At 53.3% G+C, this 15384-nt stretch carries 12 protein-coding genes; 8 read left to right on the top strand and 4 right to left on the bottom strand.

Features of this window, described 5'->3' with window-relative positions; all coding sequences use genetic code 11:
* Positions 1 to 95: 95 nt before the first annotated feature.
* The 4 genes from FRY97_RS09980 to FRY97_RS09965 all read right to left on the bottom strand — a co-directional run bounded on the left by FRY97_RS09980 (position 96) and on the right by FRY97_RS09965 (position 4650).
* Positions 96 to 1415 (bottom strand): SWIM zinc finger family protein, encoded by a 1320-nt coding sequence (locus tag FRY97_RS09980; RefSeq protein WP_147167369.1) that lies wholly within the window; start codon positions 1413 to 1415, stop codon positions 96 to 98.
* 25 nt (positions 1416 to 1440) lie between these two features.
* The gene (gene rnc / locus FRY97_RS09975) at positions 1441 to 2175 is read right to left on the bottom strand and encodes a ribonuclease III (protein ID WP_246141660.1); all 735 of its coding nucleotides are present in this window, start codon (positions 2173 to 2175) and stop codon (positions 1441 to 1443) included.
* Between the two features lie 540 nt (positions 2176 to 2715).
* Positions 2716 to 3963, bottom strand: coding sequence for a beta-ketoacyl-ACP synthase II (fabF, locus tag FRY97_RS09970; protein WP_147167368.1), 1248 nt, complete (start codon positions 3961 to 3963; stop codon positions 2716 to 2718).
* Between the two features lie 447 nt (positions 3964 to 4410).
* A complete protein-coding gene (locus FRY97_RS09965) occupies positions 4411 to 4650 on the bottom strand; it encodes an acyl carrier protein (RefSeq protein ID WP_147167367.1) in 240 nt (79 codons plus the stop codon).
* 499 nt (positions 4651 to 5149) lie between these two features.
* Between FRY97_RS09965 and pyk the strand changes: the two genes are divergently transcribed.
* From pyk to FRY97_RS09925, 8 genes are all read left to right on the top strand, one after another.
* Positions 5150 to 6583: a pyruvate kinase gene (gene pyk, locus FRY97_RS09960; protein ID WP_147167366.1), complete on the top strand. Its 1434-nt coding sequence runs from the start codon at positions 5150 to 5152 to the stop codon at positions 6581 to 6583.
* 436 nt (positions 6584 to 7019) lie between these two features.
* Positions 7020 to 8024 (top strand): sugar phosphate nucleotidyltransferase, encoded by a 1005-nt coding sequence (locus tag FRY97_RS09955; RefSeq protein WP_147167365.1) that lies wholly within the window; start codon positions 7020 to 7022, stop codon positions 8022 to 8024.
* 4 nt (positions 8025 to 8028) lie between these two features.
* On the top strand, positions 8029 to 9792 hold the full coding sequence (locus FRY97_RS09950) for a tetratricopeptide repeat protein (protein WP_147167364.1): 1764 nt from the start codon (positions 8029 to 8031) through the stop codon (positions 9790 to 9792).
* Positions 9793 to 9892: 100 nt separating this feature from the next.
* Positions 9893 to 10672, top strand: coding sequence for a DUF4292 domain-containing protein (locus FRY97_RS09945; protein ID WP_170254575.1), 780 nt, complete (start codon positions 9893 to 9895; stop codon positions 10670 to 10672).
* Positions 10617 to 11906, top strand: a complete 1290-nt coding sequence (locus FRY97_RS09940; protein WP_147167362.1) for a murein hydrolase activator EnvC family protein — start codon at positions 10617 to 10619, stop codon at positions 11904 to 11906. The genes FRY97_RS09945 and FRY97_RS09940 overlap by 56 nt, the downstream gene beginning before the upstream one ends.
* A 96-nt stretch (positions 11907 to 12002) precedes the next feature.
* Positions 12003 to 13217, top strand: a complete 1215-nt coding sequence (hflX, locus tag FRY97_RS09935; protein WP_147167361.1) for a GTPase HflX — start codon at positions 12003 to 12005, stop codon at positions 13215 to 13217.
* 19 nt (positions 13218 to 13236) lie between these two features.
* Positions 13237 to 14340, top strand: a complete 1104-nt coding sequence (locus FRY97_RS09930; RefSeq protein ID WP_147167360.1) for an aminopeptidase — start codon at positions 13237 to 13239, stop codon at positions 14338 to 14340.
* A gap of 287 nt (positions 14341 to 14627) precedes the next feature.
* Positions 14628 to 15359, top strand: coding sequence for a hypothetical protein (locus tag FRY97_RS09925; RefSeq protein ID WP_147167359.1), 732 nt, complete (start codon positions 14628 to 14630; stop codon positions 15357 to 15359).
* Positions 15360 to 15384 lie beyond the last annotated feature (25 nt).

Raw genomic sequence — 15384 nt, 5'->3', positions numbered from 1 at the left:
AGGCAGCAAACCATGGCAGCTTACCTTACAGACGTAAAAACAAAAAAAAGTAATGCTGGGTTGGTATAACCCACTGATTAAAAACAGCTTGCCGGCTATTCTTCATCGGCATCCGGGGCAGTATCCTGCAAATTGATGACCCTCCCTTGGCTGAGCGCTGCTACAGGCAAGAAAGCGCCCTGCTCCCACTGCCCAAACATTGCCACAGGCTGCTCCTGTGCCACGGCTTTCAGCGCCCAGCGCACGTCACCTGCCAGGTTGAGCGGAAGGCCGTCCCCATTGGCATCTACAGCCAGCCACTGCCCGCCTTGGCCTTCTCGTATCGCTACAGCAGACAAAAGAGCGGGGAAAGTGTACAACCACGGGTTGTGCCGTAAGGCCTGTGCATAGGCTGTCCCGAATTCGGATACAGATGCATAACCAGACAGCCGCTCGAGCGGCTCATACCACGGCCGGTGCTTTTTCAGCAGGCCACGTACGGGGTAAGCCCCAGGATAAAAGACGACCTCGGCTTGCAGAGCGCTCCCCAGCGCCCACTGCCCTTCAAAACGGGCATTCCCCCATACAAAATCGAGCAGGAGGGCGTATTTGCCAGATACTTCGCCCAGCAGCCAAGTGCGGCGGTAGCGGAGCTTCTCCTCCTCCCCTTCGCTCAGCCCGATCACCAGCCAATTGTCCATTACCCCCTCGCCGGCCAGCAGCTCCTCTTTTTTCTGATTTACCCCAGCATAAGCCAGTACCTCTTCCTGCATAGGGATGCTCAGGGAAGCGATCTGCCGGAAGGCCTGCACAAATAGATAAAGCTCTGCCACGAGGGCTTGCACCCTATGTTGCCAGCCAGGCTGCTCCACCACTTGCGGCATGCCCCGCAAACGGCGCCCAATGCTGCCCATTTTGGCGTCGACCATACGTGCTGCAATACGCTCCCAGAAGGCTTCAGGCTGATGCCCCAAAGAAGAGATGCCTTGGCGAGCTAAATCCTGCAGCCATTGGTCAAGCTCATCAACACCAGCAGCCATAAGGCTTAGCCGGCTGCCCAAGCGGGAGAGCGAACCGGAAGGAGGGAGGGCAGGGGGCTCAGGGGGCGGCTGACGGAGAAGGAGGGCTGCCCAAGGCGGCAAGGCATCTGCCCGGGAAAACCGATCGTTGTGCCGCAACAGCATCCAAAGCAAGCCAAGGCTGTGCCGGCAGGGGGAAAAGCGCGAACTGCAGGAGCAGCGGGCTTTGCCCCCTCCATCTATCTGTATGATACATTCGTAAGTACGCTCGCCCTGAGACCGGCAAAGGCCCCAAAGGTAAGAGCCATCACCGCCCAGCCCTTCCCATAGCTTGGCCCGGGCAAGGCTCTTGCTCCGGTTGTACACTAGCGCGTTGGGCGCCAGTTCCTGTATCGATGCGGGCGTCCACTCTGTCATAAAAGAAAAGTGAAAGAGCTGCAGGTCAAGCTTCGCTCTCCAAAATGCCCATGCTCTGCATGGCTTTTTCGGAAGCCATCTGCTCTGCAGACTTTTTGTTGAAATCGTCGGCGGTGGCCACCTTCTGGCCATTGACCATGACCGCTACCTTGAAACGGTCGCGCTTTTCAAACTTATAGCGGGCCAGGAGCTTGTAGGATACCGTCTGACCATTTTTCTGGCACCACTCCAGCAATTGGCTCTTGTAGTTATCGTCTACGGTTTCCAGCTCGTGCACATCCACATAGTTGCGCAGGATTTTGTTGACGACAAAGCGCTTGGTGCCAACGTAGCCTTTTTCCAGGTAGACCGCCCCAACGAGCGCTTCAACGGCGTTGCCCAGCATAGAACGGCTGAGGCGGGTTTGGTTGTACTCGTTGAGCAGCATATCCAAGCCCATCTTATCACCGATTTGGTTGAGCGATTTCCGCTTAACGATTTTGGAGCGCATCTTGGTCAGGAAGCCTTCGTCGCTGTTGGGGTACTTCTTGAAGAGGTACTCCGCAACGATCGTACCAAGGACTGCATCGCCCAAGTATTCCAGCCGTTCGTTGTTCTGAACGGCATAGCCTTTTTCGGAAGAAGAAGATTTGTGGGAAAAAGCTAGGCGGAAAATTCCCATGTTGGCAGGGGTAAAGCCAATGAGCTGACGCAAACGACGGGCGAAAGCTTTGTCGTTAGACAGGAAGAAATTGTAAAATCTTAGTACAAGCCGCAACAAAACGTATGAGTTTGTTAAACAGGAATACAAGCCCCGTTGGCAGTCTACTGCCGGTACGGCTACCGGCCATTAAGCAATAAGAGCTCTCTTTTTGCTTAACAGCTGTGCCCGGTTTGAACGGCCTGATGCCCAATGAAACCCGTTGGGCGATTAGACGATGCTGAGTACTCGCTCCTAAAGCGGATCACCAACACAAGACTTGGTGCGCCAGGCCATTGTAGCAGGAAAAGTAAGCTGTCCTCAACCACGCGCCGGCTTTTTCTAGGAGCTTAGCTTAAGCTAAGCGGCTGGAAAAAGGCATAGCGTGGGAAGGGAAGAGCCCTTTTACCCCTGCAATGATGCCCGGCGCATCAAATCTACAGTCTAAATCAGGTTGCTGTCCAGCCCCCTCCTGCTTGCCATCCTTAGAGAAATACAAACAGCAAACAAAAAATGATGCTTGCCGACGGTAAAGCCCGTTCAGCCTGCAATAAGGGCACTGGCTAACAAATAGCGCAAGCCCCTACGCAGCACCGGCTACAGAGGGGCTAACATGAGGGGCTAATCCTCAAATTTCTTGAATATGACAGAAGAGTTGTGCCCGCCAAACCCGAAAGTGTTGCTCAGCACAGCCCGCACTTGACGCTGCTGAGCTTCATTGAAGGTGAAGTTCAGCTTGCTGTCCAGCTCGGGGTCATCTGTGAAATGATTGATGGTAGGCGGCACAAATTGATGCTGTATCGCCAGTATACCAGCAATCGCTTCTATGGCACCTGCTGCTCCCAGCAGATGTCCGGTCATCGACTTGGTCGAGCTGATGTTGAGGTTGTAGGCGTGCTCGCCAAACACTTTCTGAATGGCTTTCACTTCTGCTATATCACCCAAAGGGGTAGACGTGCCATGCACGTTGATGTAATCAATATCTTCAGGTGCCAACCCGGCATCGGCCATGGCCATCCGCATGACATTGCCCGCGCCGAGGCCCTCCGGATGGGGGGCAGTAATGTGGTGGGCATCTCCTGTAGCGCCCGCCCCAACAAGCTCCGCATAGATGGTAGCGCCCCTTTTTTGGGCATGCTCCAGTTCTTCGAGTATGAGCGTGCCCGCCCCTTCGCCCAGCACGAAGCCGTCTCGGTCTGCGTCAAACGGCCGGGAAGCCGTCAGATAATCATCATTGCGGGTAGAAAGCGCCTTCATAGCGTTGAACCCCCCTATGCCAGCTTTGGAAACTGCAGCCTCAGAGCCTCCGGTAATGACGATATCCTGCCGGCCAAGCCGTATATAATCGAACGCTGTGCCGATGGCGTGGGAAGCAGACGCACAGGCGGAAACTGTGGCAAAGTTGACCCCGCGGAAACCATAACGTATGGAAATCAGGCCAGCAGCGATATCCGAGATCATCTTGGGGATCATAAAAGGATTGTAGCGGGGCATGCCATTGCCCGTGATAAAATCCTCTATTTCTTTTTCAAGGGTTTTCAGCCCGCCAATGCCCGACCCCCAAATGACACCAGCGCGGTCAGCATCAATGGCTTCGGTATCTATGCCGGAATCAGCCATAGCCTCAGCTGTGCTCACCATCCCATAGATAGTGAAATCATCCATCCGGCGCAGCTCCCGTTTATCAACAGAAGCAGCTGCGTCGAGGCCTTTGACCTCACAGGCGAAGGTGGTTTTGAAATTGGTGGCATCGAAGTGTGTAATAGGTGCAGCTCCGCTTGTTCCACGCTGCAGACCTTCCAGATAAGCTTGGATGCTGTTACCGATAGGCGTTACGGCGCCCAATCCTGTTACGACAACCCTTTTCATTGGCTTGAAATTATTTGATTAGGCCGGGGAAAATGGTACAAGCCCGGCGTAAAAAGCCCGCCTTGGCGGCTTTGAGGCAGAGAACCCTAAGCACCGGCTCAATTTGTAGGGCGTGAGGAAAAAGTTAGTGGCAGTTTTTCAGCTAAGCTGCCCGCTTTATGCTCTGCGCCGTTAAACAACCGGCTTTTTATGACGTTCGTGAGCTTCTTGTGTACTATGTTTTGGGCTTTGACTGGGCAGGGCGGCTATCTTTACAAGATTTCAAGTTCTGGGGGGAGCAGCGAGCTGCCCCGCTTTCCACATCCGCCCAAGCTTCTTTCGAATTCGTGTTTTGGCAAGCAGCCGCGAGAAGAAGTCACAGCCTTTGCCTAGGTCAGAACACAAATCAGGGGTTCCTGTCCGGAAACCCCTAACTTGTATTCTAATTCTTTGGAATAGCCAACGCTATTAACCCTCTACTTGAGATTCCAGGTAAGAGACAGCCTGACCTACGGTCTGAATTTCTTCGGCCTGCTCATCAGGAATAGCAATATCGAACTCCTTTTCGAACTCCATGATGAGCTCGACAGTGTCCAGAGAGTCGGCACCCAGATCGTTAGTGAAGTTAGCGTCCGGATTTACCTCTGATTCGTCAACGCCAAGTTTGTCGACGATGATCTTTTTAACTCTTTCTGCAATGCTAGACATAAGTGGATTCGCTTTATTGGTTTACAATTGCGATGCAAAGTAACGTAGAAGAACCTTGATAACCAAAGTTTTTCAAAAAAAAGTTGCCCTTGCTGATAGGCGCTATCCCCTGCCATTACTGAATTCCAGCGTTTTCAGCTCCCCGTTGGGGCCAAAGCGGGAAGCGGGATTTGCCTCGCGGCCCCTCCCCTGCCCTCTTCTTGCAGCGGCTGCTGACAGCTCAGGTTTTTTGCCCTCGAAAACAGGCTCATGCAGAATTTACTTCCTCAAAACCTTCTTTTGCCTTTTTAATACCCCGCAATTTGATTTTTTTCAGGATTAGCGTACTTTTACACAACCCTAATTATTGTAAATTTTACACTTAGTGAGCAACAGGTCTGCTGACTTTGTTATAACTTTGATTTCGGGCGCTTGCCTATTGCAAGGCGGCAACACCATGCAGCCGGCAAGCCTGCCAAAAAAACTGATTTGCCCGCCCAACTTTAAATACCATCGCAACATGAAAATCGTTGATCATCAAAATACCAAAATCGTAGCCACTGTAGGCCCAGCTTGCAGCAGCTACAACCAACTGCTCGAACTCATAAAAGTAGGTGTGGATGTCTTCCGCCTCAACTTTTCGCATGGCTCGCATCAGGACCATCAGCAGGTCATTGAGCACATTACCTACATCAACGAAAAGTACAACCTCCACATCAGCATCCTGGCCGACCTCCAAGGGCCCAAGCTCCGGGTTGGCAAAATCAAGGATAACGCCCTAGAGCTCAAGGAAGGGGACATCATCACCTTAGTGAATGAGAAATGTGTGGGCACAATGGAGAAGATCTACATGAGCTACGAAAGTTTTGCCCGCGATGTCAAAGTAGGCGAGCGCGTATTGGTAGATGACGGCAAGCTTGTGTTCGAGGTAGTAGAGACCAATGGGGAAGATACCGTACGGCTCAAGACCCTTTTCGGGGGCACCCTCTCCTCCAACAAGGGGGTCAACCTGCCCAATACTAAAATCTCCCTCCCCTCCCTTACGGAAAAAGACTTGATCGACTTGGAGTTCATACTGACGCAGCCCGTCAACTGGATCGCCCTGTCTTTTGTGCGCTCGCCCAAAGACCTCAAAGACCTGCGCAAACGCATAGAAGCCAAAAACCACCCGGCCAAAATCATTGCCAAAGTCGAAAAGCCGGAAGCGGTTGAGCGCATCGACAAAATCATCAAGCATTCTAATGGCATCATGGTGGCCCGCGGCGACCTCGGCATAGAAGTGCCTATGGAGCGCCTGCCTCTGATACAAAAAGACATCATTGCCAAATGCATTCAGCGGGCCCGCCCCGTCATCGTTGCTACACAGATGATGGACAGCATGATCACCAACCCAAGCCCGACCCGGGCAGAAATCACGGACGTGGCCAACGCGGTGCTCGATGGGGCCGACGCGGTGATGCTAAGCGGGGAGACCTCTGTGGGCAAGCACCCGGTCAAGGTGGTGGAAGCCATGAACAAAATCATTGAAGAAGCAGAAACGCACTACAACTTTGAGGGCCGCAGGCCGGTAGCTACGCCTAAAACACGGACTTTCCACTCTGATGTCATCTGCTTTATGGCCGGGCAGACCGCCATCGATGTCAACGCTAAAGCGATCGTAGGCATGACCAGCTCGGGCTATACCGCTTTCAAGGTATCTAGCTACCGCCCCAACTCCGACATCTACATCTTCTCCGACCGCATGCACATGCTGGCCACCCTCAACCTCGTATGGGGGGTGCGCTGCTTCTACTATGACCGGTTCACCACCACTGACGAAACCATTGCAGACGTCATGGAGATCCTCAAGCGGGAAGGGCGTGCCAAAACAGGAGATATCATCATCAATACCGGCAGCATGCCCCTGCACCGCCGACACCGGACCAATATGATGAAGATCACGGAAGTGGAATAAAGGTCCCGCCCCTACCTTGGGCGCAAACCAGATTGTCGTTTTCTTAGGGGCCTGCCCCTGCCCGATGGCAGGTGCCGCTATGCTCCGGGGCTCGCTGCCCGCTCGGCCCTAACGGGCTTATCACCCCTGCGCAGCGCTAGGCCAATGCCAGCCAAAAGCCCGAAGAGCATAAACGCAAGCGGCACCTTGGTTCACGCCCCCTACTTTCCTTGTCATTTGAAGGGCATGCCAGCTATCTGGCATGCCCTTTGCATCTATCTGCCCATATTGAAGGGCACGGGCCAAGTGCAAATGCTCAGCCTACAGGCCCTATCCCCTTTTTTAAGCCTTGGCTTTAAACCTGCAAGCCCTTAATCCGCTTTAACTATAAGCTTTGAGACAATAGCTTGGACATCTGGCCTTTGCCAAACGGCCTTAAAATCAAAAAACAACCCTGATGAAGATTATCATTCCTATGGCAGGGCGGGGCTCCCGCCTGCGCCCGCATACGCTCACCATCCCCAAGCCGCTGCTCCCCGTGGCCGGCAAACCCATTGTACAGCGCATTGTTGAAGACTTGGCAGAAGCGCTCAGCGAGCCCGTAGAGGAAGTCGCTTTCATCATCGGCGACTTCGGCAAGGCAGCCGAAGAGCAGCTCAGGGGCATCGCCGCAGGCATAGGCGCCAAAGCCTCCATCTATACACAAGACGAGCCGTTGGGGCCGGGCCATGCCGTGCTATGCGCCAAACCCAGCCTCTCTGGCAACTGCATCGTTGCATTTGCAGACACCCTGTTCAAAGCCAACTTCGCTTTTGACCCTTCCGAGGACGGCATCATATGGGTACAGCGGGTGGAAGATCCTTCTTCCTTTGGCGTCGTGAAGACGAACGAAGCCAACGTAATTACAGAATTTGTGGAAAAATCACCGACCTTCGTCTCTGATATGGCTATCGTTGGGCTATACTACTTCCGGGACGGCGATCGGCTACGGGACACCCTGCAGCACATCGTGGAAGAGGACATCCGGGACAAAGGCGAATACCAGCTTACTACTGCCCTTGAGCTGTTGAAAAACGGAGGGGTGCAATTCAGGCCTTCGCTGATTGAAGAGTGGCTGGACTGTGGCAACAAGGACAACGTAGTAGCCACCAACCGCCGTATGCTCCAACTGAAAGACGGAAAAGAAGCCTTGGTCGCAGACAGCGTTATGGTAGAAAATGCCGTTATTATCCCGCCCTGCTACATAGGCGAAAACACAGTGATCCGAAACAGTGTCGTTGGCCCGCATGTTTCCTTGGGGCACAATTCAACGGTTGAGCAGTCCGTTATCAGTGATGCGGTCATACAGAACGAAACCCAAATACGCCATGCCAATATCAGCAAAGCCATGCTCGGCAACTTCGTCAGTTTTGAAGGAGAGCCCGCTGCAGTGAGCATAGGCGATTACTCTGAACACAAATGATACTATGACAAAACTCCAATGCGCCAAGCCCCCACAAGCTAGCTTATACGGCCTGAGCCTCAAAGCTGTCCTGCTGTGCACGTTCGTCTTATTCAACTGGGCACCTGCGCTGGCACAAGAAGAAGGCCGCACCAATGAGGATGCTATCAAACTCCAAGAACTGCTCATAGAAGCCAGCCGGGAAAAAGTCCTCGGCAATTATGAATCTGCTGCCAAAATCCTAGAGAGCGTCTTGGAAAAGGACGCCGAAAACTCGGCAGCATCCTTTGAGCTGGCACGTGCATATGAAGCCCTTGGCGAGACGCAGAAGTGCCTCTCTTTTGCCGAAAAGGCAGTAAAAATGTCCCCTGATAATACTTGGTTCCTCCGCTATCTGGCAGACATACAGGAAGGAGCCGGCCAGTACAAAAAAGCAGCAGCAACTTATGAACGCATAGTAGCCTTATCGCCCAACGACGAACAGAACCACTACCGGCTGGCCCTGATGTATGTGCGGGCACGGGAAATCAAACTGGCGCTTGGGGTGTACGACGATATTGAGAAAAAATATGGCATTAGCGAGGAGCTCGTCCGCAAAAAGCACGCCCTTTACGTAGGCAGAGGAGACGACAAAAAGGCCGCTCAAGAGCTGCAGCGCCTAATCGAGGCCTTCCCTGCCAATATGGGCTACCGCCACCTGCTCGCCGGCTTCTTCGAACAGATAGGCGATCAGGAAGCGGCCCGGGAAGTCTATCAGTCCATCTTACAGTTGGACCCCGGAAACGCTAAGGCCCAAATGGCCCTGGCCGGGCAGTCTGCCCAAACCAATGAAGACCTCCAATTCATCCGGGAGCTCCGGGCTCCTTTCTTGCAGGCTGATGCAGATATTGACCTGAAAATTGCCCGCCTCCGCCCATTCCTTGAGCAGGTCGCCGAAACCGGGGACAGCAGCATTGCGAATGCGGCCCTTGAGCTGTCCACTATCCTGGAAGAAGTGCACCCTTTCCAAGCTAAGAGCTTTGCCATCAGTGGGGATTTCTTGTTCTTGTCGGGCCGTAAGGAGGAAGCACTGCCACATTACCAAAAAGCACTGGAACTGGACAAAACCGTTTTCATGATCTGGGAGCAGGTTATGTACATTTATGAACAAACCTTCCAGTTTGAGGAATTGGCCAACTTCAGCGAGGCCTGCATGGATTACTTCCCCAATCAGCCCGTAGTCTATTACATGAACGGGCTGGCCTTGTACCATCTAGAACGCTACCCCGATGCGCTCAGCGCCCTGCGGCAAGGCGCATTCATGGCGGGCGGCAACACCATGGCCGCCATTCAGATCCTTACTGCACAAGGGCTGGTGTATGAGGCGCAAGGCAAAAAGGACAAAGCCGACACCGCATTCGGGGAAGCCCTGGGGAAAGATAAAGCGGCCCCGCCAACGCTCAGCCGCTTGGCCTCAGTCTTGGCTGAACGTGGAGAAAACCTCAGCGAGGCAGTCGCTATGGCCCAGAAGGCTGTTGACCTGCAGCCGGGCATAGCGGAGTACGAGGCCAATCTCGGCTGGGCGCTCTATCAGCAAAAGGACTACGCTAAAGCGCAACAATGGCTTACAGCAGCGCTTGGGCACGGTGGGCAGCGCAGCCCCAACATCCTTGAGCGGGCAGGAGATACCGCCTACCAACTGAGGCAAGCAGAAAAAGCCAGCCGGCTGTGGAAGGAAGCAGTCGAAGCCGGAGGGGCGTCTAAGGAGCTGCTGCAAAAAGCCGCATCGGGCAAATTGGTAGAGCAATAGCCCTGCATGCTTTATTTTTTAAATGGCAGATGCAACATATACCGCTCCTCTTTCGTCTTTGAGGCGAGCAGGCCTGCCCGCAAGCAAAAGAAAGCACGGCATGAAACAGATACTGACTTTTTGGCTGCCCCTGGTACTGTCGGGGCTCTTACTCGCTGGCTCTGGATGCAACAGCGCCAAAGCCGCTCGCAGCACCTCCAAGAAGGAGATGTCAGCCGCTACCCTTTTGGGCCAGCTTGCCAAAAACCGCGTCTCACCGGAATGGTTCGAAAGCCGGCTGAAAATCAACTATGCAGGCGAGGATATGTCTGTATCCGCCTCCGCCACCCTGCGCATGCGCAAAGACAGCTTGGTCTGGCTCAGCGTAAAGAAGTTCGGATTTGAAGTGGCCCGTGCCCAGATCACCCAAGATTCTGTTTTCGTCATAGACCGCATCAACAGCGAATACACTGCTGCCCCGCTTGACTACCTGGCCTCCTCCTACGGCCTGCCCGCGAGCCTGCAACAACTGCAGGACTTCCTTTTGGGCAATCCTGTATTTTTCGCCACTAAAGGCTTGACAGCGGAGCCCCTCGGCCCTACTTACCGCCTCTCGGGCGGGCACGAAGGGCTCGACACAGAGTACCTGATCGGAGCCGATGACTTCCTGCTGAAGAAAATCACCCTGAGCGATACCCGCAATAAACAGGAAATGAGCGCTTTGCTTAGCGAATACGGCCCAGTGGAAGGAGCAGGGAATTTTTCTTACCTTCGTAACCTTACACTGTCCAGCCCCTACTCGGGCACAGCAGAAGTAGCCCTGCAATTCAGCAACCCCGTTCTCAATGTCCCGACGCAAACACAATTCAGCATACCGCCCCGCTATACTCCGGCTAAGTAAGACGGCCCTGCCTGGGCTGCTGCTTTTTGCTGCGCTCCTATGGGGTACGTGCGCCCATGGGCAAAACCGGCAACAGCTTGAACAGAAGCGGCAGCAGCTGCTCCGGGAAATCAGAGAGACAGAGCTCGCACTGGACGAGACCAAAGAGAACAAAAACGCAACGCTCGAACAGTACCTCGCCCTGAAGCGCCAAATCCGTAACCGCCAAGAGCTGATGACCACGCTCAAAACCGAGATCGGGCATGTCGCCCGCAGTATCGAGCGGTCTGAAGAAGTCCTCAATGCGCTAGAGTTGGACATCGAGAAGCTAAAGGCCGAATACGCGCACACCATCCGGGGCGCCTACCGGCACCACCTCAGCAACAGTATGCTTATTTTCCTGTTTTCGGCAGACAGCTTCAACGATGCGTTCCAGCGCTGGCAGTATATACGCCAGTACGACCGCTTCCGGAAAAAGCAGGCTTATAACATCCTACAGACCCAAGCCATGCTGGCAGAGCGGGCACAAGGGCTAGAAGCCCGGAAGCTGGAACAAGAGCGGCTATTGATCACACAACAGCAGCAGCAAGCCCTGCTAAGCCGTGAACTACAGGACAAGGATCAGCTGCTGGCTCAGCTCAACAGCAACGAACAGGAGCTTATGTCTGCCCTCAATGAGCAGCAGCAGGCCCACGAGCAGCTCAACCAGGCTATAGAAGACATCATTGTAGCTGAAATCGCTAAAAAAAGGCGGGCCTCGCGAGAGCGCCTTACTGCGGCAGGGGCCTCCTCCGAAGGCCCGGCAGAGCCCGAGATGCCCAAAGTAAGCCCCGCCAGCAGCCCAGACGCAGGCACCGATTTCGCCCAAATCAAAGGGCAGTTCCCCTGGCCGGTCCGCAGCGGGCGCATCAGCAAGCCTTTCGGGCAAGTTATAGAAGTAGAAGACACCGGGCTCAAACTCCCCAACAACGGTATCGAAATCGAAACCGAGCCACAAGCACGCGTGTTCCCGGTCTACCCGGGCGAAGTCACCCACATCACTTTCGTGCCGGTTTACCAAAACGCTGTGCTCCTCAATCACGGGGACTACTACACCTTGTACTACCGCATTGAAGAGGTGTTCGTCAAGAAAGGGGACTTTGTGGGCCCAGAGAGCCCCATCGGGCGCTTGGGGCCGGAGAAGACAGCTGTGCATTTTGAAATCTGGAAAGGGACTCAAAAATTGGACCCCTCACAATGGTTAAAAAAGCGCTGATCCGAGGAACGAAGGCCCCAAAGCGGCTGTTTAAAATGGGCTGTTGCCCCAAAGCTGCAGCCTAAAACGAAAAGCAACGACGCGACGATTAAAATTATGGCAAACGACTGGACACTTGGCGAAAAGGATAAAAAGGGGCTCAAACAAGAAACGGAACATGCCGTGCTCGTTGGCCTAATCCAAAAATTGCAGACAGAAGAAGAAGTAGGAGAATACCTGGATGAGCTGGAGTTCCTCGCACTGACTGCAGGCGCAAAGACTGCAAAACGCTTTACGCAGAAACTCCCCCACCCAGACAGCCGCACCTTCATCGGCAAGGGCAAGCTCGAAGAAGTGCAAGCTTATATCGAGGAGCACGAAGACATCAGCATGGCCATTTTTGATGATGACCTCAGCGGAAAACAGGTCAACATCCTGGAAGAATTCCTGAAGGTCAAAATCATTGACCGCAGTACGCTCATCCTGGACATCTTCGCCAGCCGGGCACAAACGGCTCAAGCTAAAACGCAGGTAGAGCTCGCTCAGCTGCAATACCTCCTGCCCCGCCTTCGCGGCCTATGGACGCACCTCGAGCGCCAAAGGGGCGGTATCGGTATGCGGGGGCCTGGCGAAAAAGAGATCGAGACGGACCGCCGTATCGTACGGGATAAAATCTCCCTGCTCAAAAAGAAGCTGGACAAAATTGACCAGCAGAACATGACCCAGCGCAAACAGCGGGGGCAAATGATCCGGGTAGCGCTCGTTGGGTACACCAACGTGGGCAAATCTACCCTTATGAACCTGCTGAGCAAATCTGATGTGTTTGCTGAAAACAAGCTCTTCGCCACCTTGGATACCACGGTGCGCAAAGTTGTCATCGACCGTATGCCCTTCCTCTTGTCTGATACGGTGGGGTTCATCCGAAAGCTTCCTCACCACCTGATCGAAAGCTTCAAATCCACTTTGGACGAAGTCCGGGAGAGCGATGTCCTCCTGCATGTGGTAGACATTGCCCACCCTCAGCACGAAGACCATATCCGCACAGTGAACAGCACCTTGAAAGATTTAGAAGCGCTGGATAAGCCTACCCTTTTAGTATTCAACAAAATCGACCTCTACCGGGAGCGCAACTACGATGACTACCTTACGGAAGAGGGCAAGCAGGAGATAGAGAATGGGCTGAAAGGCTCCCTTCAGTTTACCTTCGACCAAGAGTGCATGTTTGTATCTGCCCACACCAAAGAGAACATCAATGCCCTGCGTGACCGGTTGTCTGCCATAGTCAAGGAGCAGTACATGATCCGATACCCTTATCAGGCTAAGCACTGGTAGCTAACCAAAAATGACAAGAATGGCTGAAATGCTTCAAAAATATGCCCGCTTGCTGGTAGAATATTGCCTCAGCACCCAACCGGGCGACCAGATGTTTATCCGCAGCACCACCCTCGCTGAGCCCCTCGTCCGGGAGGTATACCGGGCAGCCCTGCATGCCGGGGCGGCCGTAGAAGTTGACCTCTCCTTCAGGGAGCAAGGCCGCCTGCTGCTTGCAGAAGGGAGCGATTTTGCCCTACAGCAGGTATCGCCCCTGTACAAGGAAGCTATGGCTTCTTTTGATACCTACCTCAACATCATGGCCCCGTTCAACCTAAGAGAAGATCAGGGGGCCGACCCCGAAAAGCGCAAAGTGCGGCAACAAGCGCATGCCCCTTATCAAAAACTGTACTTTGAACGGACAGCAACTCTGGACATGAGGCGCAGCCTCTGCCAATACCCTACCCTAGCCAATGCACAGGAAGCAGGGATGTCATTGGAGGAATACGAGCACTTTGTTTTCAACGCCTGCCGGCTCTACGATGAAGACCCCGTACAAAGCTGGATGCAGGTACGTGAAGCGCAGCAGGGGATTGTCGACCTGCTCAATAGCAGGGAGGAGATCCATTACAAAGGCGATGGGATTGACATAAAGTTCAGAGCAGGCCATACCCGGAAATGGATCAATTCGGACGGACGGACCAATATGCCTTCGGGGGAAGTCTACACCTCTCCGGTAGAAGACTCGGTCAACGGTGTGATCCGCTTCTCTTACCCCGCGCTATATATGGGGCACGAAGTGGAAAACGCAACCCTCTACGTCAAAGATGGGTATATTGAAAAATGGGAAGCTACTCGCGGCAAAGCGTTTTTGGACCAGATCTTCCAAATCCCGGGCACCCGCCGATTTGGGGAGGCCGCTATTGGAACCAATTACCAAATTGACCGTATGACAAAAAACATCCTCTTTGACGAGAAGATAGGCGGCACCGTACACATGGCTATCGGCCAATCCTACCTACAGGCGGGCGGAAAAAACGAATCTGCTGTACACTGGGACATGATTACCGATATGACGCAAGGGGGCGAAATCTATGCTGATGGGGAAAAAATATACGAAAATGGCAGGTTTTTAACCCCTTAGCCGTAAACCAATGCCCCTTCCCCTGCATTCTCTTTCCGCAAAAGGGATAGCCAATAGCACTTGGAACAGCTATAAATTTCAGTTGCGCAAATTTTAGGGGATTTGAATTTTCTGTATAACTTGCAATAGGAAATGCCTTTTGACCCCAAACCAAACATAACCGCAGCAGGCGTTTAAGCAAAAGCCCATCATTTCCGGGCTGGAGCTGCCCCAAAAGCATTGATGCCCTGCGTCTATATTGAGAAACACAATTCATTTTAAAACCAACACATTAATCTCCTTAAACCGTGAACAATAACATTGCATTTCTAGAATTAAAGTATGGCAACATTTACGGTGGGTACCCCAATTTCTACGCGATCAGCGAAATCTGCTTGCTCGTTTTTGAACAGGACACCAACCGTATTTTCATCGAAACCTTTATCAACAATGCCAACATTGACTTTGTCAGCGTCTATTCCAAAGTAGATGAACTTGGGCATACCGTTGGGCGGATAAAGGAGGTCGTCAATATGCGGACACACCGCCGCAAGCCTTACGATGAAGAGTTCCGGCTCGACGAGCGTCAGCTGGCTTATGCGTTCAAACAGCTGCGCCCTTCCAAAATGCCTATCCGCAACTTCCTGCTGAAAAACCTCCGGAAATACCGCTTCCGCGACCTGATCACTTTTGACGGCCGCCGCGATGTGTTCCTCTGTGAGCGCGCAGGCGCCCGCTTCGACCGCTACAATATCGTCGACCTTCAAAAGGACCTCAACAAGGAAACGGATTACCTCTTCTCCCTCAACAAGCTCGCTGTGGTGACCAATTTCGAGCACGACCGCAGCTACCTGCGGACCAACAACCTCGAATATTGGCTGCACCCTATAGCCGACCGCCAAATTGTGCCCCGATCAGCAGCTTATGATGCAGCCCGCCTGATGATGATCCACAATGAATACCGCTTCCATCACGATGACTTCATGATGAAAGGGGCGCTGCTGCTCAACAAAATCCAACAGAACAAGCAGTCTGAATAACCCGCTCCGGGCATAAGGAGACTTC

It is taken from the genome of Phaeodactylibacter luteus (genome assembly GCF_007993045.1).
Classification (GTDB): Bacteria; Bacteroidota; Bacteroidia; order Chitinophagales; family Saprospiraceae; genus Phaeodactylibacter; species Phaeodactylibacter luteus.
Note: the sequence above shows the minus strand (reverse complement) of the source record. Positions and strands in the feature narration are given on the sequence as shown.